Origin of the sequence: Providencia sp. PROV236 (assembly GCF_033676985.1) — a bacterium.
Classification (GTDB): Bacteria; Pseudomonadota; Gammaproteobacteria; order Enterobacterales; family Enterobacteriaceae; genus Providencia; species Providencia manganoxydans.
This window is the reverse complement of the sequence record NZ_CP096297.1, coordinates 2,656,101-2,680,169: the sequence shown is the minus strand read 5'-3', so window position 1 is coordinate 2,680,169 and position 24,069 is coordinate 2,656,101. Positions and strand designations below refer to the sequence as shown.

The window sequence follows — 24,069 nt, the reverse complement described above, 5'->3', positions numbered from 1 at the left end:
TACAGATTTAAATATCGTCGTTAACTGGTTTAATTAAATGCTGGTGGATAATAGACACATACTTAGCTTGATGGATTGCATCAGCTAAAGCATTATGTTGTTCACCTTCAAATTCGAGTGTTCGCTTAGGGTCAATGCCAGCACTACGACCAAGCTCTACAATCGTGCGAACATCTCGATTATTCCAGAATTTCCAGAACGGATTAAAATCACATGCAGCATAAGCACTAGCTAAGGCAACATTATCAAAATCACTACCGTTACCCCATACACATACATTGTCAGATAAATGTTCTTCAGCGAAAGCGGATAGGGCGAGTAGTGCCGATTGAATAGTTCTAGCATCCTCATCAACGATAGCTGCTCTTGCTTCACTGCTTTGTTTCATCCACCACAAGACCGTATCAGCATCAATATGTAGTCCGAACTTTTCACAACTAACCAGATCAACAGTCAAATAGAATTCGGGACCCATTTCACCCGTTGATGGCTCAAAAGCTACTGCACCAATCGAGACAATAGCCGCATTACTTTTGTTGCTCATAGTTTCCAGATCTAACATTAAGTGTTTATATTTCATTGTTTCACCTTGAATTTAATAACAACGTCTTTATTAATTGATATCCTGATGCATGTGCTATCACAATAATAACTAAGTTTGTCGCACTCACGCTGTAAGTCGATATCTGTATTTCTATCAGAGTAATAAAAGTAGCGACAACGAAACCAGCTATCACCAACCTTAATTATGTCATTTGGCTTTAATTCGTTTACTGACTTATCCATCACTCCACCTTCTTAAACTCAATAACCCATACCCACGGATTACTTTCAAAATTACAGTCAGGTTTACTAACTGAATCCCACAAATGACGAAACCAACAAAACGCATCAGTACTACCGCCTGTTAACTCTCTATCCAGCGGGTAACCCTCAGCTTTAAAATCTTTGTCGCTAGCTGCTTGTAGGCGCTCTACTCGAACATCAGTAATTTCTAGTGTGATACGTGAAGCCCAGCGTGGCATGTGAATGGATGGAGTCCATCCAACTAACTCAGAGCCTTTCCAAGATGCACGATGAATACAATGCTCTGGCTTGCGAAAACGCTCAGGTATCATGCTTAACTTTGAATCTTTGCAGCCATAGAATTCAATATCACTCCATGTGCCATCGCGTGGCGCGTCAGGCATCCATGTTTCACGAACCCAAAGGCGATCACCGACACCACCGTGTGGGCAGGCTATACCAGCAATACCAGCCCATGCACCCTCATTGTTCTGCATCATTTCTTTAATATTGATCATGGACTGACATATATTACTAGGCCACGAAAAACCACCGTTTTCATTTGGTTTTGGCTGCGGTTTCATGATTCTGCGTGTTTGAGTTTTACGGCCATCAAGGATGGCGCGTACCATTTCTGAGTTAAAAATAATTCCGCGCTCTTTCATATCAATCCATTAATGACTTGTAAGTTGATTTCATTTCTAGATAAAGCTTTTTACCTTCACCGGCGTCGTAAAGAACCTTCCATTTATCCCAATTATCAATAACAGCAGACCACTGAGGGGAACATGCTTTCATTTTATGTAATTGGCTTGCTAGTTCAGGTACGGCTTCTAATAATCGAATGCAGCGACCTAAATCAGCACCATCCCAAGGGTAATGATGTGGAGAGTTAAATTGACCAGAAAGAACGGAGGCCATATATTTAGAACTTGCACCTACATCATCACTAGCAAGCCATGCAGTAAGCCCCATGCCTTCAGTAGCTTTAACAAGCGGCTTTTTAAATTCATCACAAACCAATGTTGCAGCCTTAATAATGGCATTCATATAACGAGGTTCAGCAGGTATGCCGGGTATTTGTTTTTCTATTTCAGTAGAAATAGCGGAAATTAAATTGATTTGACTAAGTTGCATAATTAACACCCTCGTTATTAATAATCATTGCAGTAGCTAATGTCTTCTGGTGACTCATCCCAAACTAATAAGCTGCCGCCGTAATAGAGGTTCAAAATTAATTTATCAAAACGGGAATATGGGTTAATTATTCTTTTGCCTAAAGTATTACCTTTAACTTTACCGCCAAACAGTTCATATACTTGATGACCTTCATGTAAAAACAATTCGCTTCCATAGCCATCTTCTCGGACGCTACTCAGAAAGAATCTATAATCACATTCGCTTTCTCTTATTGAGCTATATGAAGACACAGCCTCATCTGGGTGTAAGCTAACAAAAATAGATCCATCACGTTCATCATCAAAAAATACCTGTGGAGAATCCCAGCCATTTTCAATTGCATTACTAGCATTGTCTTCAATAAACGCTTCCCATAAATCAGATGCTTTTATATATTTAGGGCACTCTTCATCGCTTGTAAAATCTTTTACTAATGAAATAACTTTTTCCTGTAAGTCCATTTCGATTCCTGAGCTTTCCCAAGAGTTGCGTATTTTTTCAGCAACTAGAGTGTTGTATTTTTTCAAATCAACCATATCTTCTATATTGTTTGGTAGGGCACTTTCCATTGCTTTTCTTAGTGCTTTGCTAAAATCGCCGTAAGAACGAAAAGCATCATCAATAACATTGTTAAATAAGTTAGCTATGCCTTTATCAATAATCTCTACCGCTCGCTCACTATTTGCAAACTCAACGCAACGCTGAGTTAATAATTCACTTAATGTTAGTTCTTTCGACATAATTAATACTCCACACAAAATTTAGATAATAAGAGACCGTCTCTTAATAAAGAGAATTAAATTCCTTGGTGTTGACTAAATAATTTAAAGCTTGGCTTCTCCGCCAAGTGAACCAATCAATGCTTTTATTAAAACATTTAATTCTGAAATAATTAAGAAGAAATCAGCATCAAAGCGTTGGTTATAATCTTCCATCCCAATATCATCATTTTTTTCTAAAAATGCAGCATCAAATTTAAGCTTAGATAAAATAAAACTATCATCAATACAGAATGTAACTCTATCTTCATAGCCCAGCGATAATTTAGTGACTAATTTACCAGCTTCAATATTTGTTTGAATTTCATCAGAGACTAAATCTTGTTTTGTGTATTTAGCGATCCCACCTTCTTCAAGAATGGCTTTCATTTCTGATTGCTCACCAAAAACAAAGCCTTTTGGTAATTGACCGCTTCTAACCCATTCTGTTAGCGTTAATTCAATAGGCTCTTTCATTGTTAGCGGCACTACTGGCAGGGAGCCTAATGCCTTACGTAGCAGGGCGAAGCAGTCCTCTGCTCGACGAGGTGACGATACCAGCCCAATAATAAGACTATCAGTAATGTTAATCCACACATCAAACCGCGTATATTTAGAGAATGCACGAGGTAATAACTCATGTACAACTTCATCTCTAATTGAATCACGCTCAGTTTTCTTAAGTCTGCGGCCTTGATCTAACTCTAATTTACTTACTTTCTTTTGAGTTTCATCTTTAATAACTTGCGCCGGAATTATTTTATCTTCTTTATAAAGAGAAATAAGCATCTGGTCATTTACTAGATGAGTTAAACACTCAGATTTACCGATCCCCATCGGTGGAATAAAACCAAATCGAGATATATCCTGTGAGCCACAAGGCTCGTATTTTAAAGGTAGTAACTGTTCTTCGAGATTATTAAAATCAATATCACGAGTTAAACGATATATGACTAAGTTTTTAACATTAAAAACACTCATGAGATATCCCTCATTAAATTAACTCCACACAATATATAAGACCACTGACAATAATTAATTAACTTACCTAGCGTGAACTGACTATACGCCAGTGGCCTTATGTATTGAGTAAAAAAGTGGCGGCTTGTCACCGCCAAAGCGAGCAATGGCAATTAATTAACAGATTCGTTATTTTTCTCTGCTTGTATTTTTAAATAAATTTCTTGTCTATGAATCCCAATTTCCTTCGGCGCTTCAATTCCAATTCTAACTTGATTTCCTTTTATTCCGAGAATAGTAATTATAATGTCATCACCGATCATTAATGTTTCTCGGGTTCTACGAGTTAAAGTAAGCATTTAATCCCTCTCTATTACTCCACACATTTAAAATTTAGTTAAGCACTAACAGTAACCGCACACATATCCATGCACTCTGCAATTTCTTCGTCGAGCTTTTCGAGTTCAGCTTGCTTGTTGTCACGGTCAGCTTGCAGTCGTTTAAGTTGATTAATCAGTTTAGCCTTTGTGAGGATCCACTCGCGGACATCATCCTGCGACATCGGTACACTGAAAGTTACGATTGGTTCGTTTGAATTGGTTTGCATGACTAGCTCCTAAGTTGTCTTTGATATAAATCTAATCCAGCTTAGGGCTTCTGTCAATAAAAAATCTAATTAAACTTAGATTTTTGCTAAGTGGTGGGGTTAGAGTTCGAATTGAACGCTTCTGACGACACCAACAATTTCACAATTTCCGTTGATAGGAATGCTTGGATATCGAGGATTCAAGGGTAACAAAAATTTATTTGGCCCATCAATTACAAGCTTTTTAACAGTTACCTCATTCGAACCAGATAGGCGAGCTACAACAAATTTACCGCTTACCGGCTCTACATTAGGGTCGACAACTATATGTGCCCCCTCTGGAATTGATGGCATTCCTGCAGGGTTAGTCATTGAGTCGCCCTTGACTATTAGAGAAAAAGCCATAGGGGATACCTTTATGCTGGTTTCTATGTACTCTAGATCTTCATTAAAAATTTCTTCTGGGGGATATTCCGTGAACATTCCAGCCTGAACATATGAAAGCACAGGGATCCGCTGAATGGTAGTAACTACAGAGTCAGCCTCTCTAGTTGGTATGCCATACAAGATATACGCTTCTGATGTATTAAAATATTTAGCTAACTTAATTAAAGCATCACCATTTGGTAAGTTTAGGTCTCTTTCCCAATAGCCCACAGCCACATCAGAAACACCACAAAACAAGCCCAAATCTTTTTGGGATGTTTTAGATATTTTTCTCATGTTTTTGATTCTTTCACCTACCGTTTCCATTACTCCTCCACAAGTAAATAAAACCTAAGTTATCTTATTTTTTATTGACCAATATAAAATTCGGCTTTAATATCTAAGTGTTCTTAGATTTAATCGGAGGTCATATGACTACAGATCAGGTTGAACAATATTTTGGCAGCGCAATAAAAACAGCTGATTTTTTCGGTATCAGTCCAGAGGCGTTTTATCAATGGAAAAAAAGGCCAAATCAATTAATACCAAAAAATAGAGCTATAGAAGCTGATTACAGAACTAAAGGAAAACTGAAGTTCGATCCGGCTCTTTATTAAAAGTATCAAATAAAAACACCTGGTTTAACTACTAGTAAAACTACGGAATTGTAGATATGTGCAAACAAACACTAAAAGAAGTTGTGAAAGAGATGTGCAGAGCATATCCCGGTGGGCGTTCAGCAATGGCTGGTGCTTTGGGTATTTCTGAAACGACTTTCAACAATAAGTTGTATGAAAAAAATGGCTGCCGCTTCTTTGAGCACGATGAACTTGAAGCTATGGAAGAGTTATCTGGCACTCAATTGCTGGTGGCCTATCACATGGAACGACACTCAATTGTACCAGCAACAAAAGTAGAGCCAGAAAACTTAGATGCAGTGGAACTCTTTGAAATACGTATGAATCTTGGGGCTATGCAGGGTGCGCTATCCGTTCTGATTCAAAACAGCATTTCTGATGGTGTTCTTACTGACGAAGAGATTAAGGCAATAGATCGCAAATTAGCTAAGGTTTTTGGTTACGCAGCTGGCTTCATTGAATCACTGAAAACTGTGTACGGGATTAAAAAATGATGAATAGAGCTAGAAAGGGTGACGCCCCAGATATGCGGTCCGAGGCGTCGAGTGCTAACAACTTTTTGTGTGGAGTAATTAGCATGAGTAGTTTAGCGCACTTAAGCCACAAAAAGCAATTTCGTTGTTTACCAACAGGTAAGCATGGTGCGTTTCAATATGTAGAGATCATAACTTCAGTTGATTTATTTGGAAACTACCAAAAAAAGCAGCAGTTGGTAGATAGCAGCAAGTTAAAAACAAGCTGGGCTGATTTCTATTATCAAAGTGGGAGTGAGGGCGGTGAGCAATGAAAAACACAAAAACCTTAATCGCTACTTCAGAGATAGGCGCGGCGTTGTCGTTAAAGTCATTGAGTGGGATCCGCACCAAAAACGGGTCATCTTCATGTGGGGCAAATATGAGCATCGATGCTTTGTGCCACTTTGGTTATTTGAACGTGATTATACAGAAGTTGAATAGGGTGACTGCATGAGCATGATCTTAACTGCCCGTGCACTGCAAATAAAAACGGGCAATCCACTCCGCAAGCTAGTGCTTGTCAAGTTAGCTGATAACGCAAATGACCATGGCGAGTCATGGCCTTCGGTCGCTTATATTGCTGAGCAGTGTGAAATGTCAGTGCGTTCTGTCCAAAATCATATTACTGAGCTAGAAAAAATGGGCTTGGTGAGAACGGAATTCCGTAAATCAGCGAAGGGATTAAACCAGTCAAATATTTATCATTTACGCCTACCAGATGTAACAAATAGTGGTGCAGGAGATGCACCATGTGGTGCAAATGCTGCGGGGGTAAGTGGTGCAGGAAATGCACCCACTGGTGCAGGAGATTCCAATAGTGGTGCAGGAGCTGCACCCAGAATCAGTAATGAATCAGTAATAGATCCTAATAATAAAAATATTAAGCCTCGTTCTGAAAAATCGAAAAGCAAAACCGCCATGCCAGAAGATTTTAAACCGACAGATGAGCACGCTGAAAAAGCCACCAAATATGGTCTGGTTTTAAACGATGAGTTTGAAAAATTCCGTGATTATCACACCAGCAAAGGTTCAGCGTTTGTTAGCTGGAACCATGCGTTCAACTACTGGCTAGGCCAAGCCAAGCAGTACAAGCCACAAAATACATCCGGATCATCGGTTGGCATCGATACCGTTGAGCGTGACACGGTATTTACTCAAATTTTCTCAACGGGTTGGAAGCCAGCTAACAGGATCCAAGAAATTGCCAAAGAAATGGCTAGCAGAAGTGGGCTAGGTCGCCTAAATGAATTTGCAGGGCGTTCGGCATGGAAGGGGATTTGGCAACAGGCAGCAGAGCAAGCAGCTCGGGAGGCAACAGCATGATGCACAGCGAATCTAAAGAAATTTACGGAGCTAATGTTTTTGGTCTAGTTGCCCTGTTTTGTCATGTTTTTCCACACCGCCAAACAACTCGCAAATTACAGCGAGAGTGGGTTGAAGAGCGCAAGACTTGTGCAGAGCTAAAACAATCTGGTTGGGGTTATGTAGACTTCGAATATCGTTACAAAAATATTCGTCAATTAGCCAAAAGCCACCAGCAGCGAGGTGCTATCTAATGGCTGTTTATTCAAGCAATACCGCACCTGAAGATAAAGATTGTTGGCAAACGCCTCAATGGTTATTTGAAGCTTTAACGCTTGAATTTGGCTTCTGGTTAGATGCTGCGGCAAATGAACAAAACGCCCTGTGTCCATACTTCCTAACCATAGCGCAGAATGCATTACAAAGTGATTGGGTAAGTCGTGGCGCAATATGGTGTAACCCGCCTTACAGCAAAATAAAACCATGGATCGCTAAAGCTGCGGAGCAATGCACAAAGCAAAACCAGCCAATAGTGATGTTATTGCCAGCGGATAAATCAACATCCTGGTACTCATTGGCACTAAAAAGTGTTGATGAAATCAGAACAATCATTGATGGCCGTATTAATTTTGTTGATCCCAACACAGGTGAAGAAAAAAAAGGTAACAGCAAAGGCTCAATTCTTCTTATCTGGCGTCCATTTGTAGAGCCAAGAGCTATTGGTACCCACGTTTCAAAAAATCGCCTGATGGAGATTGGTAAAGCGATTTTAGGAGCAGATGTATGAGACTTATTGGTGAAAGTATTTATTTGCGTAACCTTGCAGTGATCATGGCATTTAAAGATAAAGGCCCATTTACAGTTGATGACATGCATCGGCTAACGAAATTAAACCGCTGTGAATGTCAAGAATCCATTAGGCTCTTGCTACCAATAGGAGCCATACAACGGGTCAGCAAGTGTAATGACACAAGGGGTGTTTCTGTTTATCACTATCACGTGTCTCCTAATGCGGAGAGTCTGTTAAATAGTGTAAGAAGATCAGTTAGAAAAGCGTCAGCTCAAAAAGTAACGAAAAAAAAGGTGAAACACAGCCCGAAAAAGCCAAGTAATGATGACCCCTGTGGCTACAAAGTCGTTAAAAAGGCGGATGTGTCTGGAATGGGATGGTCATATCTGAACCATTTGGATCAATTACTAGCAGGGGTGAGGGTATGAGTAAAAAATGCATGTTCTGCGGTGGTGAAGCTGATCTACTATGCGATAGTGTTCTTTGCTACATCGGTGAAAAGAATGATAGCGGGGCATTACTCCGCTTTACATCTGCCTATACTTGTGACGCTCCTATGTGCGCTGCTTGCTCAACATTCCACGGAAATTTTCATTGGAAAAAAAGTAATTCTGGCGGCTTTTCATCTATTGATTACTGTCCCATTTGTGAGAGCCAAGAGTTTGGATTTGGGCGTAGATATGTTTTCTCTGAAATTGAGCAAGTGAAAGTGCATCGTCAGGCGCATTATTTAAAATTCAAGTCATCGAAAGGGCTTCATTTGGAAGCTGTTATGGGAGGTGGGCAAATATGTCTGGATCTTTAAGTTTCATATTACCTTTTCCTCCTAGCGTTAATGCATGCTGGCGAACTGTTCGTGGCACTATGATCATTAGTGACAAGGGGCGCAAGTTCCGCGCTAATGCAATAGCGGCGGTATATGAACAATTAAGAAAAAAGCCAACCGCAATAGTGGGTGATGTTTCAGTTATTGTGAAAATGTACCCACCTACACGGCACAGGAGAGATATTGATAATTACCTTAAAGCGCCATTTGATGCATTGACTTACGCTAACGTCTGGAATGATGACGAACAAGTTAAACATGTTGACATGAGGTGGTGTGAGGTCGTGAAGGGCGGGCGCTTTGAAATCACAATAAATCACTACAACGGGGAGGTTGCATGACAAACGGCTGGATCCTCCCTGCGACTATTGTGCCTGATATGGGAATTGTGATGTTTAAGCCTGGTGTAAATCAATTGGCTGACTTTAACGGCTTAATGCAGATAACACCCGCTTCGAGTGAATCGAACAAATCAGGCAAGGTCACACATAAACAAGCTTTACTTGATGATAAGCGATTGTTTCCATTTTTTAGAAATAGAGATGTATTTGCTAAAACTGGTGGAATCGAGGCATTAAAAGGGCGTATTAAACAGAACGTTAATTATTGCCAAATTCGTGATGATAACGATGACTATCATCATCACGAACTAACAATAACGAAGAACGGTAATCATTATGTTCGCACTTGTTGGTCACATGACAATCAATTACGTGAAAATCCCGCGCTTTATAATGCGTCATCAATAGCGAAGGATAATTACTATCAAAATATACTGTGGGCAGTCGGTGAGGGATTATGTTACCCGAAAGGCACCCCTCTATCGTTGGGTGACTTGTTCACATGGACTGTTCAGCATCAAATTTCGCATTTATTACCTGATGAAATATTAAAGCGACTTTTAGGTATTGGCATTACTCCGTCACATGATGGTCCTATCTATACGCCGAGTGAAATAGCTATAGAGAAAACTAAGGCGTTACTGCCGCTGCAAGTAGACCCCGATCCACCAGCACTGTATTTAAAAAATCCTAAGCGGTATCGATGGGAAAATAAAAACCTGCTTCAAATTATTAAAAAACTGCCTTGCTGCGTGTGTGGTAACCCTGCCGATGATGCACATCATATTGTCGGATATGGCCTGAGCGGAATGGGTACTAAGGCCCACGATTGGTATGTGATACCCCTATGTCGCGGTCATCACGACGAACTACATAGGGATCCGGTCAAGTGGGAACAAAAATACGGCTATCAATTAGATTTTCATCGTCAGTGCTTTGATCGGCTATTCGGTCTTGGCGTGTTTGGTTAATGCGTTGTGCGGAACGCAGGAGATTTTTTGCATGAGAGATATTCAGTTAGTATTAGAAAAGTGGGCTGGCTGGGCGAGTGATAATCCGGGTGTTGATTATTCCCATATTGCAGCAGGTTTTAAAGGTTTAATTGCAAACAAAGAGCCATCAAGGGAATCATGCAGCGATGATGATGGAATAACCATCGACAGTTTATCGCTAAGCTGAGACAGGTTCGAAAAGAAGAAGAATTAGATTTGATAGTGCTACATTACCTTTACGGCGTATCTAAGCGAAGTATTGCCAAAGAATGGAAAATGAGTGAAGGGCGGATTAGGCAAATGATGCAAGTCGCAGAGGGCTTTGTTGATGGTTGTCTAGCTATGCTGGGGGTAACCCTAGAAATGGATTCTGAGGTTATTGATAAAGTAAAAGTGCTAGATAGTAAAAAAGTATTAGTGCGCTACGCAAATTCGATGTTATTGTGATAAGAGTGAATACGTTGTCACCTAACTTATAGAATGAAACCTCGCCATTTGTGCGGGGTTTTTTGCTTTATAAGCAAATAGAACTTGCTGTTACGTTTGGTCAGAGTTACATGTGTAGTTATGCACAATAACTGACCAGAGGTTTAAAAATATCATGTTAAAGCAGTGTGATATGACAGAAAAGGCAACGCTTGTATTTAATACAGTTACAGATGAACCAGCTACAGTAGGTGAAATCGCATGGCTTAGTAATCTAACAGATTCATGCTGCCGATTAATACTGACACAATTAGCAATGGCTGGATTAATCAAAGAAAACATCAAAGAAAGTACATATCAAAATATCTAGCACTGTGAAAATGGGCGGCTGGTGGGTGTTGGTAGCACCCTACCAGCCATTCGCCCGTTGAGATAAGGATCACGGACAAACTAAAGCCCACTGCTTATGTGCACAAAGCAAGTGAAGCTTATCAAAAAAGGTTTCCCTGATCTATGAAAAATACTGTAAATTTAAACAGTGTCAATTTAGTCAATGATGACTCACTCAGCTATATAAAAACACTTCCCGACAACTGTATTGATTTAATCGCAACTGACCCGCCATACTTCCAAGTAAAGGCCTGTAGTTGGGACAATCAGTGGGAAAATGTCACGTCTTATCTATTATGGCTTGATGAAATGCTGGCGGAGTTTTGGCGAGTCTTGAAGCCTAACGGTAGCTTATATATGTTTTGTGGGTCAAAGCTTGCAGCTGATACTGAAATATTAGTGCGTGAACGGTTTAACGTTTTAAATCATATCATCTGGGCTAAACCATCTGGGCCATGGCGAAGAGCGTGCAAAGCTGATCTGCGTAGTTTTTTTCCAAGCACGGAACGCATTATATTTGCAGAACACTACCAAAGCCCTTACAGGGGGAAAGGTAGTGAATATCTGCAACAACGTCGTGAACTTAAAGAAAACGTGCTTAAGCCACTGATTGAATATTTCAAACAAGCTCGTGATACGCTGGGAATAACAGCAAAAGAAATCCACAAAGCAACGGGGAAGCAAATGGCCTCCCATTGGTTTGGTTATAGCCAGTGGCAGCTACCAAGCGAAACAGATTATTTGAAGTTGCAAGAGTTGTTCAGGCGCGTAGCTGAGGAGAAGTTAAGTCATAACCCACTAAGCCGAGAGCATGCCGATCTAGCGAGTGAGCAAAATGCGCTAAGGCGTGAATATCATGAGTTAGCAGAACAATATCAATTATTACGCCGTCCTTTCTCTGTTACTGTTGATGTTCCTTATACCGATGTGTGGACATATCCACCAGTGCAGTATTACCCCGGCAAACATCCATGTGAAAAGCCTGCGGCGATGATGGAACACATTATCAATAGTAGTAGCCGTGAGGGTGATATTGTCGCTGATTTCTTCATGGGGTCTGGCGCAACAATAAAAGCAGCATTAAAACTTAATCGTCGTGTTATTGGTGTTGAGCTAGAAACAGACCGCTTTGAGCAAACCAAGTTAGAGATAGAAGTGCCCATCAACTTGTGACTAATTTTTACATGTGAACCCTCCGGAATTTCCGGATAGTTCACATACTCGGCTATTCTGAACAACTGCGTGATTTACGCTTTCTTGTGTGAGTTCTCTCTCTTTTGAAAATGCGCTTGTAATCATCATCAGTGTATGTGTCGTATTGTTTTCTAGAGTATAAGATTGATTGCTCATGTAGAGCGCTATCATTTTTAATCTGCTGCCAACGTTTCTTTGCATTAAAGTGCTCTTTTTTGATTTGAGACTCAGATGACCTGCATTTTTTTAGAGTCAATCTAGCTCTTTCTCTGAAAACTGAAAGCAAAGCGGGGTCGCTATTTAGTCTATCTCTTAGTTTAGTTAAATATGATGCGCGAGTGTTTTTAAATTCTTCAGTATGTTTGATTGAGTGATAGCGCTTTTTCTCTTTTTCACTATTCCTGATTTTTGCACATTTTTCGCTGCAAGTAGCAGAGATTCGACCCGATTTATATTTTATTCTAGATCCGCATACTTCACAGATGCCACCCTTGCAATAGCTGCACATCAATCGACCCTTGTAGGTCGGTTTTGTTATTGTTCGGGGAAACAGTTCTTCTACGCCGCAATCACAGCGGCATAGAATCTGAGAATTAGGGGAATCTTTTATTATTGTAAGTTTGCCGAACTTTTGGCCTGTTCTATCAGTCTTCATCATTAATTATTTCACTTTGACGCCAATTGTCAGCCGTTGCTTCTGCAAGCAAGCTTGCAGCTATAGACTGTGATAGCCTCCATTTAATAACACTACGAACACCAGAAGCCTTTCCATACTCATCTAAAGAATCGAAATACTGGTAATTATAGTGTGAAAGGTCAGGCTCAACGCTAAGCAGTTCAGTGCGAGTCAACGCGAGCATTTGCATTTGCTCTACAATATCAGACGGAATGGAGCGATCGCCTTTTTCCCACCGTTGCCACGTTCTTGTTTCAGCTTTTGCTATATGCTCTGCTGCTTCGGACTGGGAAAGGAACAACAGCTGGCGAAGCTGCTTGAGTTCTAAATTAGTCATGTTGATACCTATAGTGAAAGGGGCGTATAGCCCCTAAATATTATGCGTTAACCCAAGACTTGCCTGATTCTTTAAAAGCAATTAAAGCGCCATTTTCATGTTCTATTTTAAGCGTTGTGCCTTGGAATGATTGATTGCGTGATGCAAAGCGTTTCGCCTGAGTTAGCGTTTCACCCTCGAATTTGATGCCTTCGCGGTCTGAATTAACGTTTTGAGTTTCTTTGATGATGTAGATAGTAGTCATAATATTCTCACTTAGTTGAGTTGGGTTTGCCTTATTGCCTACCCGATGAATATATTATGGTCGCGAACGCGACCAATTGCAAGCGATATTATGAATTTTATTTATATAACCTAATTTCTGAGAAGTAAGTCACATTCAAGAGGTCGCCTAGTGCGGCCTTTTCGTATACAGCCCCCGCAAATCACACTCAACATGTTTAATTACTGCAATTTTGCGGTGGGCTATCTATTAACTAAGAGAAACACAAATGAGCACATCATTAGGTATCACCCTCGGTGCTGCTGGCGGTGGCGCTATGGGCGGTCTCCTTGTGGGTGCCGACTATGGTGTAGTTCTTGGGGCGATTATTGGTGCCTCAGCTTCCGTTATTGCATCAAAAGACAATAACCGGCGAAAAATATTGCATTTTATTCTTGCGCTTGGTGCAGGGATATTAATCGCTAAAGAAGCATCCGATGTTATTGCACAGATATGGAATTGGGATATTAGCCCTAAGATAACGGCGATTGCTATTTCAGCACTATTGATCCCCGTTCTCGTCTTAATGGCAAACAAGGATAATTTGAGAAAGCTATTTAGCCGGATCATGACATCGATAGATAAGAACTTCAGCACCATCACTCAAGCGATAAAAGACTGGCGCAATAAAGGAGGCTCCTAATGGAAAACCTTCTCTTATTTGGTAATGACATCATTAGCTGGTGTAAACAGAATCCACTCGGTGCTACTGACATACTGTTTATGACAGGCTCAGCAATCACGGTGTTTCTTTGTCGCTATAAAAAGTTTCGTGATTCTATTGTGGGTACAGCGTTATTTATTTGCTGGATCTATAAAGTCTATGAAACAACCGTTGGTGACAGAGTATCAGCCCCATCGGATGTCTTATTTAACGGTGTTATGTTTCTGGTGATCTTCTCGGCGGGTGGAAACATCATGTCAGTTGTTGTTATCCGTCATTTCTTCGAAAAACTAAAATCACTCTGGCTGCTTATTAAGCGGCCTTTTCTTCGTTAAGGCGGCTATATGAATAATCAGCAACGAAAAATCGCACGTGGTGAGCGTAACAATAACCCTGGCAATATTGATTATAATCCAGCGAATAAATGGCAGGGGCAATTGCCGCACGACCCAAATATTGAATCTCGTTTCTGTCGCTTTGTCTCTGCCGAGTACGGTATTCGCGCTATCTATAAATTACTGCAAACCTACCAGCGTAAATACGGACTGAATTCTGTATCAGCAATTATTAACAAGTATGCCCCACCCATTGAAAACAATACTTCCGGTTATATTAATCGTGCCGCTGCGTCTATCGGTGTCGGAATCAATGATCACATCAATACTAGCGATAAGAAAACAGGCATTGCATTAGCAACGGCAATAGTCAGTGTTGAGCTAGGTTATCAACCCTATGATGAGGCTACGTTCGAAAAAGCGTGGAGCTTGTTGTGAACTGGAAAATGCAAGTTTTTACATTAGTTGGTGTGATGATCCTCGGCGGTGTCCTTAATTGGACTATTACTGAAAATCAGAAGCTAACAAGTGAAAACAAATCGCTAAACAGCGAACTATCGACAAGTCAGCTACTGAACAAAGTAACTCAATCAGCAATTACTCTTCACTATCAAGTCTCATTCGACAACATCAAAGCAAAGCAATTAGAGGACTCAGAACATGTCAAAGTTAAGACTGTTATCAAAACAGTGCTCAAAGACAATGAGTGCGCTAATACTGCTGTGCCTGATGATGTTACTAACAGGCTGCGGAACTACAAAAGAGAAATTGATTCCCGTTCAGCCAGTTCCATTGCCCCCTCAGTTAACCGCTGATTGTCCTCAGCCTGATATTCCAGAAAAAATGGATTGGGGCGATATGCCGAAATTACTTATTGACGCTATGAATTCAATCGCAAAGTGCAATTTAGATAAGAAAGCCATTCGAGAGATTGAAATGAAGAGGGTGAATAATGGTATCTAAAAGGTCTGTTTTGGAAGATTTATTTCTTTTTAGAAGAAAAACTGATGTTATCTACAGGGATTTGTATAAGGTATCTACATTAGCACTTCAGATACTGAGAGAAATAGAGCCTGAATTAAAAAAAAGAGGAACTGAGAAGGACGTGGAGCTTCTCGTTAAAGCATATCGTTTTGCTGATGCTGTCGGTGATTCAGTAAAGCATTCAAATGAGTATGCGGATTCACTCGGAAATGAATACACGCGAGTAATGAAAGGTATAAATAAGCTATAGATTATTTTATTTAATTCTACAAATGCTATTCATTGAGTAGCATTGATAGAGTTTTATATTTAGCGAATAGTTTTAGGTCTTAAAATTTACGGGGGTTTAATCACTCACCTCGCAAACAGTTAGAATAATATTCCAAATAGCCATCAGTTAACCGCTGGTGGCTTTTTCATTTATGGAGACAGTCATGTCAGATAAAAAAGAAATAGCCACTATGCACATAAAGATATCAGTTGATACAACAGACTTAGATAAGCTGGAAACGCAACTAAAACGTATTGAAGGTCTAATGGTTAGCACTGGTCTGAAGCAACCAGCTAAGCAGGGCTTCACAATGGATTTTGGTAAAGGATGCTTAGAACCGGTGTTTACAGTTTCTTCTGGTGTCGCTTACATAAATGAAGCGTGTATTGAAAAGGCCACACTAGAGAAGGTGATGCTACAAGCAGTAAAAGAAGGTGCCAAAAAAGGCGCAGAGCAAGCACGGTTTGAAATAACCACAGGCATTAATGATAATCGCGAACAAGTATCTGCTGAGATGCTCCTTAAATCTTCCGCTGAAATTGCTGAAACAAGTAAGACCATCTCCCGTGAGCAGTCAGCATTCGAAAAGTTTAAGCAACAAGTAGAGGCTCGATTTGATGAGCTTCAATCACAACTAACCCATACTCAATGCTCGTCAGCTTCCAGTGAGCAATCAACAGCGCAACACCTATCTGGCCTACAGCGTCAAATTACCCAGCTAAATAAGCAGCTTGAAGATGCGCGATGCAAAGAAAGCATTAATAACATGTCTATCATCAGCTTAAAGCAAACTATGGAGCAGCAAGAGAAATCGCTAGCGGAAACCATCAAGCGGATGATTGCAGAGGATCTGTGTCGCGGTGGTACTTTGTCGCGCATGTTATGAAAGCCACAAATTATTCAGAGGTGAGCAATGCCGCCACGTATTCCCCGAGCATGCCGCAAACACGGATGTAACAAAACAACTACAGACCGAAGCGGGTATTGCCAAGATCATATAAGTACAGGATGGAAGAACCACCAGCCCGGCAAGAGCAGGCATGAACGAGGGTACGGTTACAAGTGGGATAAGATACGACCTCGCATTCTTCAGCGTGATAAACACCTTTGCCAAAACTGCCTACCTCGAGCTGTAGAAGCCAAGACTGTCGACCACATCATACCCAAAGCACATGGTGGTACTGATGATGATAGTAACTTGCAATCACTATGCTGGCCTTGCCATAAAAGAAAGACGGCAACAGAACGACTTCGTAAGTGATTGTTATATTTAAATTTTAAACTAAATGATAATTATTATCATCTAAAGAGAGGGGCGGGTAAAATCCCTACCACTCTCGCCCTCTAGGACTGCCGCTTCAGGTGAATTTTTATACCCGCGAAAAATGAAATTAAAACTGGCTGATTGTTTAGCCTAACTTATGTATCGGATCCTGAGTTATTTGGAGGTTTTTTTATGGCTGGCACTCCGGGCAAATCTGGTCGTCGCCCGAAGCCTACGGCCAGAAAAGAATTGGCCGGCAATCCGGGAAAACGTGCATTAAATAAAGATGAACCGGTATTCACGCCACTAAAAGGTGTGGCGCCACCCGATTGGTTCACTGAGAACGAGTTAGAGCTAGCCATTGTCATGTGGGAGCTCACGATAAAAGAGCTCTGTGGACAAGGTATTTTATGCATTACAGACCTTGCGGTGCTTGAGCGCTGGTGTGTGGCCTACCATATTTGGCGCAATGCAGTTATTGCAATCATGCGAGATGGAACTCGCTTAATAGGTGCGACGGGTGGGCCAATAAAAAACCCTGACTTAACGACAAAAAAAGAGCAGGAAAGCGAAATGGATCGTACTGGCGCAATGTTGGGTTTAGATCCGAGCAGTCGCCAGCGGTTAATTGGTATGGCGGGGCAAAAGAAACAAGATAACCCCTTTATGAGGATCATTTCATCATGAGCCGTAAATCTTACCCGAACGTCAATGCAGCAAATCAATATGCGCGTGATGTAGTGCGCGGCAAGATTGTGGCGTGTCAGTATGTCATTGATGCTTGCCAACGACACATTGATGATATGGCCCAAGAGAAAGGGCGTAAATTCCGCTATCGATTTGATAAAGACTTAGCAGAGCAAGCCGCTAAGTTTATTCAGTTATTACCACACACCAAGGGGGAATGGGCGTTTAAGCGCATGCCAATTACACTCGAACCGTGGCAGCTTTTTATCGTCTGTTGTGCATTTGGGTGGGTGCAAAAAGGTACGAAACTTAGACGATTTCGTGAAGTTTACACAGAGATCCCCCGTAAAAACGGGAAGTCGGCCATCTCTGCGGGGGTCGCATTGTATTGTTTTACATGTGATAACGAATTTGGAGCTGAGATTTATTCAGGTGCAACAACTGAAAAGCAAGCGTGGGAGGTGTTTAGACCTGCAAAACTAATGTGTAAGCGTACACCGTTGCTCACGGAAGCGTTTGGTATCGAGGTCAATGCCAAAAATATGAACCGACCTGAAGATGGTGCGCGGTTTGAGCCACTTATCGGTGATCCGGGGGATGGTCAATCGCCACATTGCGCCATTGTTGATGAGTATCACGAACATGATACGGATTCACTTTATACAACCATGTTAACGGGGATGGGGGCAAGACGGCAGCCGTTGATGTGGGCTATTACCACAGCAGGTTATAACATCGAAGGGCCTTGCTATGATAAGCGCCGCGAAGTGATTGAGATGTTGAATGGCACAGTACCGAATGATGAATTATTCGGTGTTATTTATACTGTAGATGATGGAGACGATTGGACGGATCCTAACACACTAAAGAAGGCTAACCCAAATATGGGTGTTTCGGTTTACAGTGATTTTCTGATTAGCCAGCAAAACAGAGCAAAAAATAATCCTCGGCTGGCTAGCATTTTCAAAACCAAGCATTTAAATATCTGGGTTTCAGCGCGTTCAGCGTATTTCAATATGTTGAGTTGGCGCGAGTGTGAAGATAAAACCCTGACATTAGAAATGTTTGAAGGGCAATCTTGTGTTCAGGCACTCGATCTGGCCAGAAAACTGGATATGAACTCACGAGTTAAACTATTCACTCGCGAAATTGACGGCAGGCGGCATTATTACTGTATCTCTCCGAGCTTTTATGTGCCTTATGATGCTGTTTTTAGCTCAGATATTGAGAATCAACGAACCGCAGAACGCTTTAGAAAGTGGGTTGAAACTAAGCATCTGAAGTTAACAGACGGTGCCGAAATTGATTATCGCGTTATTTTAGAAGATGCCAAGGCAGATAATTTGAATAACCCGATTGATGAAAGCCCAATTGATCCGCACGGCGCAACAAACTTATCTCACCAACTGGCTGATGAGGGATTAAACCCTATCACCATTGTTCAAAACTACACGAATATGTCTGACCCGATGAAAGAACTTGAAGCCGCGATTGCTTCAGGGCGCTTTCATCATGATGGCAACCCCATCATGACATGGTGTATGGGGAATGTGGTGGGTAAATATTTACCGGGTAACGATGATGTCGTTAGACCTATAAAAGAACAAAACGAAAATAAAATTGACGGTGCAGTCGCGCTTATTATGGCTGTTGGTCGGGCGATGCTGCATGAAGATAGCGATTTCCTTTCCTCACTCAACCCAGACGAAGATTTATTATTCCTATGAAAAATTTATTTCTCGATATCACTGCCTTAGTTGGTTTTGGGGCGGTGATGGCAGGCTGTTATCTAAATTATGGGCTCCCCAATACATTGATGATCGGTGGTTCAACGCTGGTGGTTTATGCATTAGTGGCGGCAATGAGGGGGAAACGTGCTTCTTAATGCGCTTTTTCGTGATGATGAACTCACAAATATTGAAAACCCCTCAGTACCGATTACTGCCGACTCTATCGATACCGACAGTATATTTACGGCAGATGTGCATGTAAGCCCTGAAACATCGATGAAATTAGGCGCTGTTTACGCCTGTATTTATGTCCTTTCCTCCTCAATTGCTCAAATGCCGTTGCATGTGATGCGTAAGTCGGGAGGTAAGGTTGAGGCGGCGCGTGATCATCCCTTATTTTATTTGGTTCATGATGAGCCAAATGAGTGGCAAACAAGCTATAAATGGCGTGAAACGAAACATCGCCATATTTTAGGCTGGGGGAATGGTTACACACAGGTTGTACGTAACCGTAAAGGCGAAGTCACCAACCTTGAGGCGTGTATGCCTTGGGAAACCACGCTGCTCAATACGGGAGGGCGCTATACCTACGGTGTTTATAATGAACTTGGTAATTTTGCGATCAGCCCTGACGACATGATCCATATTCGCGCCTTGGGTAACAACCAACGCATGGGATTAAGTCCTATTGCTCAGCATGCGGAAACCATTGGTATGGGCATGAGCGGTCAGAAATACACCAGTTCGTTTTTTGGCGGAAATGCCAGACCTGCGGGAATTTTATCCGTTAAAGGGGAGTTAAATAAAGATAGCTGGGCGCGCTTAAAAGATATGTGGCAAAAGGCAACAGCGCTGCTTCGTAGTCAAGAAAACAAAACCATGCTTTTACCCGCAGATCTTGACTATAAAGCATTAACGGTCTCTCCCGTTGATGCTCAACTCATTGATATGCTGAAACTCAATCGCTCAATGATAGCGGGTATCTTTAATGTGCCAGCCCACATGATAAATGACCTCGAAAAAGCCACTTTCTCTAACATTTCAGAGCAAGCGATTCAGTTCGTTCGGCATACAATCATGCCGTGGACAGTGAACTGGGAACAGGAATTAAATCGACGTTTATTTACGCGACAAGAGCGTCGCGCAGGTTTCTATGTTCGATTTAATCTTGCAGGGTTATTGCGTGGTACCGCGAAAGAGCGCGCTGAGTTTTATCACTACGGCATTACGGATGGCTGGATGAGCAGAAATGAAGTGCGTGCTTTTGAAGATATGAACCCAGTGGATGGATTGGACGAAATGTTAGTTAGCGTTAACGCTGCTCAGCCGGTGGGTAGCAAAACAGAAAACCCCAAAGGAGATAATGATGAGCAGTAATCAAGAAACACGCTGCTATGTTGGCGAGGTTAGGGCGGAACTGGGGGAAGATAGTAAACCCACTCATATCATTGGGTTGGGCTCTGTCTTTGATTCACGTTCTGAGTTGATGTACGGGTTTAAAGAAATCATTAAGCCGGGCGCTTTCGATGGTGTACTTAACGATGATGTTCGAGGGTTATTCAATCATGATCCTAACTACATTTTAGGGAGAACCGCAGCGGGTACACTTTCATTAAGCGTTAGTGAGCGAGGCTTGGTCTATGACATTACCGCGCCTGAAACACAAACTATCCGTGATTTAGTGCTCGCCCCCATGCAGCGAGGCGATATCAATCAAAGCTCATTTGCTTTTAGAGTTGCGCGTGATGGCGAGGATTGGTATCAGGACGATGAAGGGATGATTATTCGTGAAATCCACAAAGTTTCACGTTTATTTGATGTTAGTCCCGTTACGTATCCCGCTTATCAAGAAGCAGGTGCAGCAGTCAGATCAATGAAGGCGTGGAAAGAGGCTAGAGACAGCGGTGATCTGCAAAAAGCAATCAATCAAAAATTAGCGCGTGAGCGCCTTTTAACTTTACTCAATGCATAAGGTAATTCTATGACTATGAAGCTTCATGATTTAAAACAAAAGCGTAACACTATCGCGACAGAAATGCGTGCAATCCATGAAAAAGTGGGTGAAGGCATGATGACGGAAGAGCAGCGTACTGAATGGAACAAGGCTAATACTGAGCTGGAAAAATTGGATGAGCAGATTAAGCGCGAAGAGCAACTTCGTTCGTTAGACCAAGAGTTTGTTGACGATAACGAGCAAGAGCAGCGCAATAACCCCGCTAATGATCCAGAGGCGGCAAAAATTGAACGTCGTAATTTAGCCTTTGACCGTTTTGTGCGCAGTGGCTTTGGCGAATTGACAATAGAAGAACGTCAAGCGCTGAAAGAGCTACGAGCTCAAGGTACTTCCCCTGATGAAAAAGGGGGTTACACGATACCAACTCAAATGCTGAATAAAATTATTGATCAGATGAAAGCGTATGGTGGTATTGCCAGTGTTGCTCAAATCTTAAACACTTCAAACGGCCAAGATATCACGTGGTCCACTTCGGATGGTACTGAGGAAGAAGGTGAATTATTGGGTGAAAACACAGCAGCAAGCGAACAGGATGTTGAGTTTGGTACCGCAATTTTAGGTGCGAAAAAGCTTTCTTCTAAAATCATTCGCGTATCTAACGAATTACTTCAAGATAGTGGCGTGAACATTGAGGCATATTTAGGCAGCCGTATTGCTCAGCGAATTGGTCGCGGCGAAGCGAAGTATTTAGTCAAAGGTACGGGCGCGGGAACTCCGTTACAGCCTAAGGGGCTGGATACGTCTGTTACAGGTACAGTTGATGTATCAGCGGCATTTGGCTGGAAAGACATCAACGCATTAGCTCATGCGCTTGATCCTGCTTATCGTAACGGGCCTAAGTTCCGTTTAGCGTTCAACGATGACACATTAAAAAATCTGAAAGAAATGGAGGATGCACAAAAACGCCCACTATGGCTACCATCGATTGCGGGTGTTGCTCCTTCGACTATCTTGGGTATGCAATATGTAGTTGATCAGGCTATTGATAAAATGGAAGCGGGTAAAAAATTCATCTTCTGTGGTGACTTTGACCGCTTTATTTTGCGTCGCGTGACGTACATGACCCTGAAACGTTTGGTTGAGCGTTATGCTGAATATGACCAAACTGCATTCTTAGCCTTCCACCGCTTCGACTGTGTGCTTGAAGATACCTCTGCAATCAAAGCGCTGGTGGGTAAAGCTGCAACAAAATAGTTTTAAATAACGCTCAGTTAACCAAGCGCCGCTTAATTGCGGTTTTTTTGTACCTGCGATCTGGAATGGTCGCAGGTTTTAAGGGGGACTTATGCCATTTCCAACAATTGAAAAGCTTAAAGCCCAGTGCCGCATTGACGAGGATAATACAGCAGAAGATGACTTATTGATGACGTACGCATTAGCTGCCAAAAAGCGGGCTGAGAATTACATCAATAGAACGCTTTATGATAAAGATATCCCCGAAACTGATCCCGATGGTTTGTTGATATCTGATGATATTGAATTGGCCATTATGCTTGCGGTAGGTCACTTTTATGAAAGCAGGGAAACGACGGCAATGTCCGCTGGGTTCAAAGCATTACTTGAGCCTTACCGCTTCATTAATCTTTAATCTTTAGGTGACCGAATGAAAGCTGGCGAACTCAATAAACGTATTGCGTTATTACGACCTGAAGAAGTCAGAGACGATTTTGGTGAATCTAAAACAGAGTTAGTAAAAGTCACTGATGTATGGGCTAAAGCGGAGGCGATGTCTAATCGTAAAATTCGAACCGCAGACCAACAGCAAGTTATTGAAACCTACCATTTCACCATTCGACCTCGTAGCGATATCAACGAGGAATGGGTGATTGCTTATCAAAAGCGCAATTTCACGGTACGTGCATTAGATAGAAACCAGCCAGACCGTTTAATTATAACTGCGGAGGTCGACAGTCGACATGATAGAAACTGATATCAAGGCAGACTTAGAGCGACTGACGGGGTTAAATGCTTATCCTGTGATGCTGCCATCAAATGTACTCGAAGGGGTGACTTATCAGAAAATAAGTGACCCAAAAATGATAACCGGTCTAGCTAAAACCTCACTAGTTCAAGCGCGATTTCAAATCACCTTTCAGATCCCTAATGATTATGCCAAAGCATTAAAGCTTGAAAAAGTTGTGTGTAGTGCATGGGAAAACATCACCCATGGCCATATTGGCCGTTATCCCGTTCAAACAGTTCAGCGAGGTAATTTCATGCAAAACCGAGAAGAGCAGACGGATAAACGGGTTATTTGGCGTGTGATGCGTGATTTTATTATCACTTATCCAGAGGGGGCTGAATGAGGGTAACAGTTGAGATAAAAGGCCTCAAAGAATTGGAGTATGAGTTAAACCGTTTAGGGGAGGACATAACAACAAAAGCGCTACGGCAAGCTGGGCGTGAAGCGATGGCACCTGTGCTGGAGGATATGAAACAACACGCAGGCTATGATGTAACCAGCGAATCAGAGCACATGCGCGACAGTATCAAGATCCGCACAACGAGCCGTATGAAAGACCAAAAAACGCTCTCTGTCATGACTGTCCGTGTAGGCCCAAGTAAAGCCCATGCAATGAAAGCCAAAGCGCAAGAGTTTGGTACCGTAAAACAAATCCCTAATCCCTTCATCCGTCCAGCATTGGACTACAATCGCCAGTTTATTTTAAACACGCTAGCCGCTGAGATACGCGCCAGCATCGAAAATTATCGTTAATTCATTTATTTGGAGTAAAA

At 41.8% G+C, this 24,069-nt stretch carries 41 protein-coding genes and 1 pseudogene; 31 read left to right on the top strand and 11 right to left on the bottom strand.

Features of this window, described 5'->3' with window-relative positions:
• Positions 1 to 7: 7 nt before the first annotated feature.
• The 8 genes from M1E96_RS12115 to M1E96_RS12080 all read right to left on the bottom strand — a co-directional run bounded on the left by M1E96_RS12115 (position 8) and on the right by M1E96_RS12080 (position 5,022).
• Entirely contained in the window at positions 8 to 580 is a 573-nt protein-coding gene (locus M1E96_RS12115) for a 3'-5' exonuclease (RefSeq protein ID WP_369427049.1), read from the bottom strand.
• Positions 581 to 785: 205 nt separating this feature from the next.
• A complete protein-coding gene (locus tag M1E96_RS12110) occupies positions 786 to 1,451 on the bottom strand; it encodes a hypothetical protein (protein ID WP_369427048.1) in 666 nt (221 codons plus the stop codon).
• Position 1,452: 1 nt separating this feature from the next.
• Positions 1,453 to 1,923 carry a hypothetical protein gene (locus tag M1E96_RS12105; protein ID WP_369427047.1) on the bottom strand — a complete coding sequence of 157 codons (471 nt, stop codon included), beginning with the start codon at positions 1,921 to 1,923 and terminating at the stop codon, positions 1,453 to 1,455.
• 17 nt (positions 1,924 to 1,940) lie between these two features.
• Entirely contained in the window at positions 1,941 to 2,705 is a 765-nt protein-coding gene (locus M1E96_RS12100; RefSeq protein WP_369427046.1) for a hypothetical protein, read from the bottom strand.
• Between the two features lie 84 nt (positions 2,706 to 2,789).
• The gene (gene rdgC, locus M1E96_RS12095) at positions 2,790 to 3,704 is read right to left on the bottom strand and encodes a recombination-associated protein RdgC (RefSeq protein ID WP_369427045.1); all 915 of its coding nucleotides are present in this window, start codon (positions 3,702 to 3,704) and stop codon (positions 2,790 to 2,792) included.
• A gap of 152 nt (positions 3,705 to 3,856) precedes the next feature.
• Positions 3,857 to 4,042, bottom strand: coding sequence for a carbon storage regulator CsrA (gene csrA / locus M1E96_RS12090; RefSeq protein ID WP_369427044.1), 186 nt, complete (start codon positions 4,040 to 4,042; stop codon positions 3,857 to 3,859).
• Positions 4,043 to 4,080: 38 nt separating this feature from the next.
• Positions 4,081 to 4,290: a hypothetical protein gene (locus M1E96_RS12085; RefSeq protein WP_283125283.1), complete on the bottom strand. Its 210-nt coding sequence runs from the start codon at positions 4,288 to 4,290 to the stop codon at positions 4,081 to 4,083.
• A gap of 99 nt (positions 4,291 to 4,389) precedes the next feature.
• The gene (locus M1E96_RS12080; RefSeq protein ID WP_319065750.1) at positions 4,390 to 5,022 is read right to left on the bottom strand and encodes a LexA family transcriptional regulator; all 633 of its coding nucleotides are present in this window, start codon (positions 5,020 to 5,022) and stop codon (positions 4,390 to 4,392) included.
• A gap of 104 nt (positions 5,023 to 5,126) precedes the next feature.
• Between M1E96_RS12080 and M1E96_RS12075 the strand changes: the two genes are divergently transcribed.
• From M1E96_RS12075 to M1E96_RS12010, 14 genes and pseudogenes are all read left to right on the top strand, one after another.
• Positions 5,127 to 5,312, top strand: a complete 186-nt coding sequence (locus tag M1E96_RS12075) for a Cro/CI family transcriptional regulator (RefSeq protein ID WP_140186699.1) — start codon at positions 5,127 to 5,129, stop codon at positions 5,310 to 5,312.
• A gap of 56 nt (positions 5,313 to 5,368) precedes the next feature.
• Positions 5,369 to 5,827 (top strand): YmfL family putative regulatory protein, encoded by a 459-nt coding sequence (locus M1E96_RS12070; RefSeq protein WP_140186701.1) that lies wholly within the window; start codon positions 5,369 to 5,371, stop codon positions 5,825 to 5,827.
• Between the two features lie 83 nt (positions 5,828 to 5,910).
• Positions 5,911 to 6,120 carry a hypothetical protein gene (locus M1E96_RS12065; RefSeq protein ID WP_369427043.1) on the top strand — a complete coding sequence of 70 codons (210 nt, stop codon included), beginning with the start codon at positions 5,911 to 5,913 and terminating at the stop codon, positions 6,118 to 6,120.
• On the top strand, positions 6,110 to 6,289 hold the full coding sequence (locus tag M1E96_RS12060; protein WP_369427042.1) for a DUF4222 domain-containing protein: 180 nt from the start codon (positions 6,110 to 6,112) through the stop codon (positions 6,287 to 6,289). Before M1E96_RS12065 ends, M1E96_RS12060 begins: the two co-directional genes overlap by 11 nt.
• Positions 6,290 to 6,298: 9 nt before the next feature.
• Positions 6,299 to 7,171 (top strand): helix-turn-helix domain-containing protein, encoded by an 873-nt coding sequence (locus M1E96_RS12055; protein ID WP_369427041.1) that lies wholly within the window; start codon positions 6,299 to 6,301, stop codon positions 7,169 to 7,171.
• Entirely contained in the window at positions 7,168 to 7,404 is a 237-nt protein-coding gene (locus M1E96_RS12050) for a hypothetical protein (RefSeq protein WP_140181310.1), read from the top strand. Before M1E96_RS12055 ends, M1E96_RS12050 begins: the two co-directional genes overlap by 4 nt.
• The gene (locus M1E96_RS12045; protein ID WP_140186710.1) at positions 7,404 to 7,937 is read left to right on the top strand and encodes a phage N-6-adenine-methyltransferase; all 534 of its coding nucleotides are present in this window, start codon (positions 7,404 to 7,406) and stop codon (positions 7,935 to 7,937) included. The genes M1E96_RS12050 and M1E96_RS12045 overlap by 1 nt, the downstream gene beginning before the upstream one ends.
• Entirely contained in the window at positions 7,934 to 8,368 is a 435-nt protein-coding gene (locus M1E96_RS12040; protein ID WP_369427040.1) for a hypothetical protein, read from the top strand. The genes M1E96_RS12045 and M1E96_RS12040 overlap by 4 nt, the downstream gene beginning before the upstream one ends.
• Positions 8,365 to 8,745: a hypothetical protein gene (locus tag M1E96_RS12035; protein WP_272682216.1), complete on the top strand. Its 381-nt coding sequence runs from the start codon at positions 8,365 to 8,367 to the stop codon at positions 8,743 to 8,745. The genes M1E96_RS12040 and M1E96_RS12035 overlap by 4 nt, the downstream gene beginning before the upstream one ends.
• Entirely contained in the window at positions 8,730 to 9,107 is a 378-nt protein-coding gene (locus tag M1E96_RS12030; protein WP_272682215.1) for a RusA family crossover junction endodeoxyribonuclease, read from the top strand. The genes M1E96_RS12035 and M1E96_RS12030 overlap by 16 nt, the downstream gene beginning before the upstream one ends.
• The gene (locus M1E96_RS12025) at positions 9,104 to 10,078 is read left to right on the top strand and encodes a DUF968 domain-containing protein (RefSeq protein ID WP_272682214.1); all 975 of its coding nucleotides are present in this window, start codon (positions 9,104 to 9,106) and stop codon (positions 10,076 to 10,078) included. Before M1E96_RS12030 ends, M1E96_RS12025 begins: the two co-directional genes overlap by 4 nt.
• A gap of 31 nt (positions 10,079 to 10,109) precedes the next feature.
• A pseudogene (locus M1E96_RS12020) lies at positions 10,110 to 10,546 on the top strand (antiterminator Q family protein).
• A 154-nt stretch (positions 10,547 to 10,700) separates the two neighbouring features.
• A complete protein-coding gene (locus M1E96_RS12015; RefSeq protein WP_369427039.1) occupies positions 10,701 to 10,895 on the top strand; it encodes a TrmB family transcriptional regulator in 195 nt (64 codons plus the stop codon).
• Between the two features lie 143 nt (positions 10,896 to 11,038).
• Positions 11,039 to 12,088, top strand: coding sequence for a site-specific DNA-methyltransferase (locus M1E96_RS12010; protein ID WP_369427038.1), 1,050 nt, complete (start codon positions 11,039 to 11,041; stop codon positions 12,086 to 12,088).
• A 52-nt stretch (positions 12,089 to 12,140) separates the two neighbouring features.
• On the opposite strand, the gene M1E96_RS12005 is transcribed toward M1E96_RS12010, so the two are convergent.
• From M1E96_RS12005 to M1E96_RS11995, 3 genes are read right to left on the bottom strand one after another with little or no spacing between them, the layout of a single operon-like run.
• Positions 12,141 to 12,767: a hypothetical protein gene (locus M1E96_RS12005; protein ID WP_369427037.1), complete on the bottom strand. Its 627-nt coding sequence runs from the start codon at positions 12,765 to 12,767 to the stop codon at positions 12,141 to 12,143.
• Complete coding sequence (locus M1E96_RS12000; RefSeq protein ID WP_369427036.1) at positions 12,754 to 13,122, bottom strand: DUF1870 family protein; 369 nt, start codon at positions 13,120 to 13,122, stop codon at positions 12,754 to 12,756. The genes M1E96_RS12005 and M1E96_RS12000 overlap by 14 nt, the downstream gene beginning before the upstream one ends.
• 40 nt (positions 13,123 to 13,162) lie before the next feature.
• A complete protein-coding gene (locus M1E96_RS11995; protein ID WP_369427035.1) occupies positions 13,163 to 13,366 on the bottom strand; it encodes a hypothetical protein in 204 nt (67 codons plus the stop codon).
• A gap of 247 nt (positions 13,367 to 13,613) precedes the next feature.
• On the opposite strand from M1E96_RS11995, the gene M1E96_RS11990 reads away from it, so the two are divergent.
• The 17 genes from M1E96_RS11990 to M1E96_RS11910 all read left to right on the top strand — a co-directional run bounded on the left by M1E96_RS11990 (position 13,614) and on the right by M1E96_RS11910 (position 24,049).
• Positions 13,614 to 14,027: a putative holin gene (locus M1E96_RS11990; protein WP_140181293.1), complete on the top strand. Its 414-nt coding sequence runs from the start codon at positions 13,614 to 13,616 to the stop codon at positions 14,025 to 14,027.
• A complete protein-coding gene (locus M1E96_RS11985; protein WP_257644803.1) occupies positions 14,027 to 14,383 on the top strand; it encodes a hypothetical protein in 357 nt (118 codons plus the stop codon). Before M1E96_RS11990 ends, M1E96_RS11985 begins: the two co-directional genes overlap by 1 nt.
• Positions 14,384 to 14,392: 9 nt before the next feature.
• Positions 14,393 to 14,821 (top strand): structural protein, encoded by a 429-nt coding sequence (locus M1E96_RS11980; protein ID WP_369427034.1) that lies wholly within the window; start codon positions 14,393 to 14,395, stop codon positions 14,819 to 14,821.
• On the top strand, positions 14,818 to 15,198 hold the full coding sequence (locus tag M1E96_RS11975; RefSeq protein WP_369427033.1) for a hypothetical protein: 381 nt from the start codon (positions 14,818 to 14,820) through the stop codon (positions 15,196 to 15,198). Before M1E96_RS11980 ends, M1E96_RS11975 begins: the two co-directional genes overlap by 4 nt.
• 137 nt (positions 15,199 to 15,335) lie before the next feature.
• Positions 15,336 to 15,617, top strand: a complete 282-nt coding sequence (locus M1E96_RS11970) for a hypothetical protein (RefSeq protein WP_369113690.1) — start codon at positions 15,336 to 15,338, stop codon at positions 15,615 to 15,617.
• 184 nt (positions 15,618 to 15,801) lie between these two features.
• Entirely contained in the window at positions 15,802 to 16,524 is a 723-nt protein-coding gene (locus M1E96_RS11965) for a hypothetical protein (RefSeq protein WP_369113689.1), read from the top strand.
• Between the two features lie 27 nt (positions 16,525 to 16,551).
• Positions 16,552 to 16,899 carry an HNH endonuclease gene (locus M1E96_RS11960; protein ID WP_369113688.1) on the top strand — a complete coding sequence of 116 codons (348 nt, stop codon included), beginning with the start codon at positions 16,552 to 16,554 and terminating at the stop codon, positions 16,897 to 16,899.
• A 195-nt stretch (positions 16,900 to 17,094) separates the two neighbouring features.
• Positions 17,095 to 17,589, top strand: a complete 495-nt coding sequence (locus M1E96_RS11955) for a phage terminase small subunit P27 family (RefSeq protein WP_109913116.1) — start codon at positions 17,095 to 17,097, stop codon at positions 17,587 to 17,589.
• Positions 17,586 to 19,316: a terminase large subunit gene (locus tag M1E96_RS11950; RefSeq protein ID WP_369427032.1), complete on the top strand. Its 1,731-nt coding sequence runs from the start codon at positions 17,586 to 17,588 to the stop codon at positions 19,314 to 19,316. Before M1E96_RS11955 ends, M1E96_RS11950 begins: the two co-directional genes overlap by 4 nt.
• Complete coding sequence (locus M1E96_RS11945) at positions 19,313 to 19,474, top strand: hypothetical protein (RefSeq protein WP_004911622.1); 162 nt, start codon at positions 19,313 to 19,315, stop codon at positions 19,472 to 19,474. Before M1E96_RS11950 ends, M1E96_RS11945 begins: the two co-directional genes overlap by 4 nt.
• Positions 19,464 to 20,696 carry a phage portal protein gene (locus tag M1E96_RS11940; protein WP_140181272.1) on the top strand — a complete coding sequence of 411 codons (1,233 nt, stop codon included), beginning with the start codon at positions 19,464 to 19,466 and terminating at the stop codon, positions 20,694 to 20,696. The genes M1E96_RS11945 and M1E96_RS11940 overlap by 11 nt, the downstream gene beginning before the upstream one ends.
• Positions 20,686 to 21,291, top strand: coding sequence for an HK97 family phage prohead protease (locus M1E96_RS11935; RefSeq protein ID WP_349494500.1), 606 nt, complete (start codon positions 20,686 to 20,688; stop codon positions 21,289 to 21,291). Before M1E96_RS11940 ends, M1E96_RS11935 begins: the two co-directional genes overlap by 11 nt.
• Before the next feature lie 15 nt (positions 21,292 to 21,306).
• Positions 21,307 to 22,527, top strand: coding sequence for a phage major capsid protein (locus M1E96_RS11930; protein ID WP_369427524.1), 1,221 nt, complete (start codon positions 21,307 to 21,309; stop codon positions 22,525 to 22,527).
• Positions 22,528 to 22,618: 91 nt separating this feature from the next.
• Positions 22,619 to 22,921: a head-tail connector protein gene (locus M1E96_RS11925; RefSeq protein WP_369427031.1), complete on the top strand. Its 303-nt coding sequence runs from the start codon at positions 22,619 to 22,621 to the stop codon at positions 22,919 to 22,921.
• A 15-nt stretch (positions 22,922 to 22,936) separates the two neighbouring features.
• Positions 22,937 to 23,263, top strand: a complete 327-nt coding sequence (locus tag M1E96_RS11920) for a phage head closure protein (RefSeq protein ID WP_369427030.1) — start codon at positions 22,937 to 22,939, stop codon at positions 23,261 to 23,263.
• A complete protein-coding gene (locus M1E96_RS11915) occupies positions 23,250 to 23,639 on the top strand; it encodes a hypothetical protein (RefSeq protein ID WP_369427029.1) in 390 nt (129 codons plus the stop codon). Before M1E96_RS11920 ends, M1E96_RS11915 begins: the two co-directional genes overlap by 14 nt.
• Positions 23,636 to 24,049 (top strand): HK97-gp10 family putative phage morphogenesis protein, encoded by a 414-nt coding sequence (locus tag M1E96_RS11910; protein ID WP_369427028.1) that lies wholly within the window; start codon positions 23,636 to 23,638, stop codon positions 24,047 to 24,049. Before M1E96_RS11915 ends, M1E96_RS11910 begins: the two co-directional genes overlap by 4 nt.
• Positions 24,050 to 24,069 lie beyond the last annotated feature (20 nt).

Coding starts and splice junctions, on each gene's coding strand:
- M1E96_RS12115 (WP_369427049.1), bottom strand. CDS start 580: ATGAAATATAAACACTTAATGTTAGATCTGGAAACTATGAGCAACAAA.
- M1E96_RS12110 (WP_369427048.1), bottom strand. CDS start 1,451: ATGAAAGAGCGCGGAATTATTTTTAACTCAGAAATGGTACGCGCCATC.
- M1E96_RS12105 (WP_369427047.1), bottom strand. CDS start 1,923: ATGCAACTTAGTCAAATCAATTTAATTTCCGCTATTTCTACTGAAATA.
- M1E96_RS12100 (WP_369427046.1), bottom strand. CDS start 2,705: ATGTCGAAAGAACTAACATTAAGTGAATTATTAACTCAGCGTTGCGTT.
- rdgC (WP_369427045.1), bottom strand. CDS start 3,704: ATGAGTGTTTTTAATGTTAAAAACTTAGTCATATATCGTTTAACTCGT.
- csrA (WP_369427044.1), bottom strand. CDS start 4,042: ATGCTTACTTTAACTCGTAGAACCCGAGAAACATTAATGATCGGTGAT.
- M1E96_RS12085 (WP_283125283.1), bottom strand. CDS start 4,290: ATGCAAACCAATTCAAACGAACCAATCGTAACTTTCAGTGTACCGATG.
- M1E96_RS12080 (WP_319065750.1), bottom strand. CDS start 5,022: ATGGAAACGGTAGGTGAAAGAATCAAAAACATGAGAAAAATATCTAAA.
- M1E96_RS12075 (WP_140186699.1), top strand. CDS start 5,127: ATGACTACAGATCAGGTTGAACAATATTTTGGCAGCGCAATAAAAACA.
- M1E96_RS12070 (WP_140186701.1), top strand. CDS start 5,369: ATGTGCAAACAAACACTAAAAGAAGTTGTGAAAGAGATGTGCAGAGCA.
- M1E96_RS12065 (WP_369427043.1), top strand. CDS start 5,911: ATGAGTAGTTTAGCGCACTTAAGCCACAAAAAGCAATTTCGTTGTTTA.
- M1E96_RS12055 (WP_369427041.1), top strand. CDS start 6,299: ATGAGCATGATCTTAACTGCCCGTGCACTGCAAATAAAAACGGGCAAT.
- M1E96_RS12050 (WP_140181310.1), top strand. CDS start 7,168: ATGATGCACAGCGAATCTAAAGAAATTTACGGAGCTAATGTTTTTGGT.
- M1E96_RS12045 (WP_140186710.1), top strand. CDS start 7,404: ATGGCTGTTTATTCAAGCAATACCGCACCTGAAGATAAAGATTGTTGG.
- M1E96_RS12040 (WP_369427040.1), top strand. CDS start 7,934: ATGAGACTTATTGGTGAAAGTATTTATTTGCGTAACCTTGCAGTGATC.
- M1E96_RS12035 (WP_272682216.1), top strand. CDS start 8,365: ATGAGTAAAAAATGCATGTTCTGCGGTGGTGAAGCTGATCTACTATGC.
- M1E96_RS12030 (WP_272682215.1), top strand. CDS start 8,730: ATGTCTGGATCTTTAAGTTTCATATTACCTTTTCCTCCTAGCGTTAAT.
- M1E96_RS12025 (WP_272682214.1), top strand. CDS start 9,104: ATGACAAACGGCTGGATCCTCCCTGCGACTATTGTGCCTGATATGGGA.
- M1E96_RS12015 (WP_369427039.1), top strand. CDS start 10,701: ATGTTAAAGCAGTGTGATATGACAGAAAAGGCAACGCTTGTATTTAAT.
- M1E96_RS12010 (WP_369427038.1), top strand. CDS start 11,039: ATGAAAAATACTGTAAATTTAAACAGTGTCAATTTAGTCAATGATGAC.
- M1E96_RS12005 (WP_369427037.1), bottom strand. CDS start 12,767: ATGATGAAGACTGATAGAACAGGCCAAAAGTTCGGCAAACTTACAATA.
- M1E96_RS12000 (WP_369427036.1), bottom strand. CDS start 13,122: ATGACTAATTTAGAACTCAAGCAGCTTCGCCAGCTGTTGTTCCTTTCC.
- M1E96_RS11995 (WP_369427035.1), bottom strand. CDS start 13,366: ATGACTACTATCTACATCATCAAAGAAACTCAAAACGTTAATTCAGAC.
- M1E96_RS11990 (WP_140181293.1), top strand. CDS start 13,614: ATGAGCACATCATTAGGTATCACCCTCGGTGCTGCTGGCGGTGGCGCT.
- M1E96_RS11985 (WP_257644803.1), top strand. CDS start 14,027: ATGGAAAACCTTCTCTTATTTGGTAATGACATCATTAGCTGGTGTAAA.
- M1E96_RS11980 (WP_369427034.1), top strand. CDS start 14,393: ATGAATAATCAGCAACGAAAAATCGCACGTGGTGAGCGTAACAATAAC.
- M1E96_RS11970 (WP_369113690.1), top strand. CDS start 15,336: ATGGTATCTAAAAGGTCTGTTTTGGAAGATTTATTTCTTTTTAGAAGA.
- M1E96_RS11965 (WP_369113689.1), top strand. CDS start 15,802: ATGTCAGATAAAAAAGAAATAGCCACTATGCACATAAAGATATCAGTT.
- M1E96_RS11960 (WP_369113688.1), top strand. CDS start 16,552: ATGCCGCCACGTATTCCCCGAGCATGCCGCAAACACGGATGTAACAAA.
- M1E96_RS11955 (WP_109913116.1), top strand. CDS start 17,095: ATGGCTGGCACTCCGGGCAAATCTGGTCGTCGCCCGAAGCCTACGGCC.
- M1E96_RS11950 (WP_369427032.1), top strand. CDS start 17,586: ATGAGCCGTAAATCTTACCCGAACGTCAATGCAGCAAATCAATATGCG.
- M1E96_RS11945 (WP_004911622.1), top strand. CDS start 19,313: ATGAAAAATTTATTTCTCGATATCACTGCCTTAGTTGGTTTTGGGGCG.
- M1E96_RS11935 (WP_349494500.1), top strand. CDS start 20,686: ATGAGCAGTAATCAAGAAACACGCTGCTATGTTGGCGAGGTTAGGGCG.
- M1E96_RS11930 (WP_369427524.1), top strand. CDS start 21,307: ATGAAGCTTCATGATTTAAAACAAAAGCGTAACACTATCGCGACAGAA.
- M1E96_RS11925 (WP_369427031.1), top strand. CDS start 22,619: ATGCCATTTCCAACAATTGAAAAGCTTAAAGCCCAGTGCCGCATTGAC.
- M1E96_RS11920 (WP_369427030.1), top strand. CDS start 22,937: ATGAAAGCTGGCGAACTCAATAAACGTATTGCGTTATTACGACCTGAA.
- M1E96_RS11915 (WP_369427029.1), top strand. CDS start 23,250: ATGATAGAAACTGATATCAAGGCAGACTTAGAGCGACTGACGGGGTTA.
- M1E96_RS11910 (WP_369427028.1), top strand. CDS start 23,636: ATGAGGGTAACAGTTGAGATAAAAGGCCTCAAAGAATTGGAGTATGAG.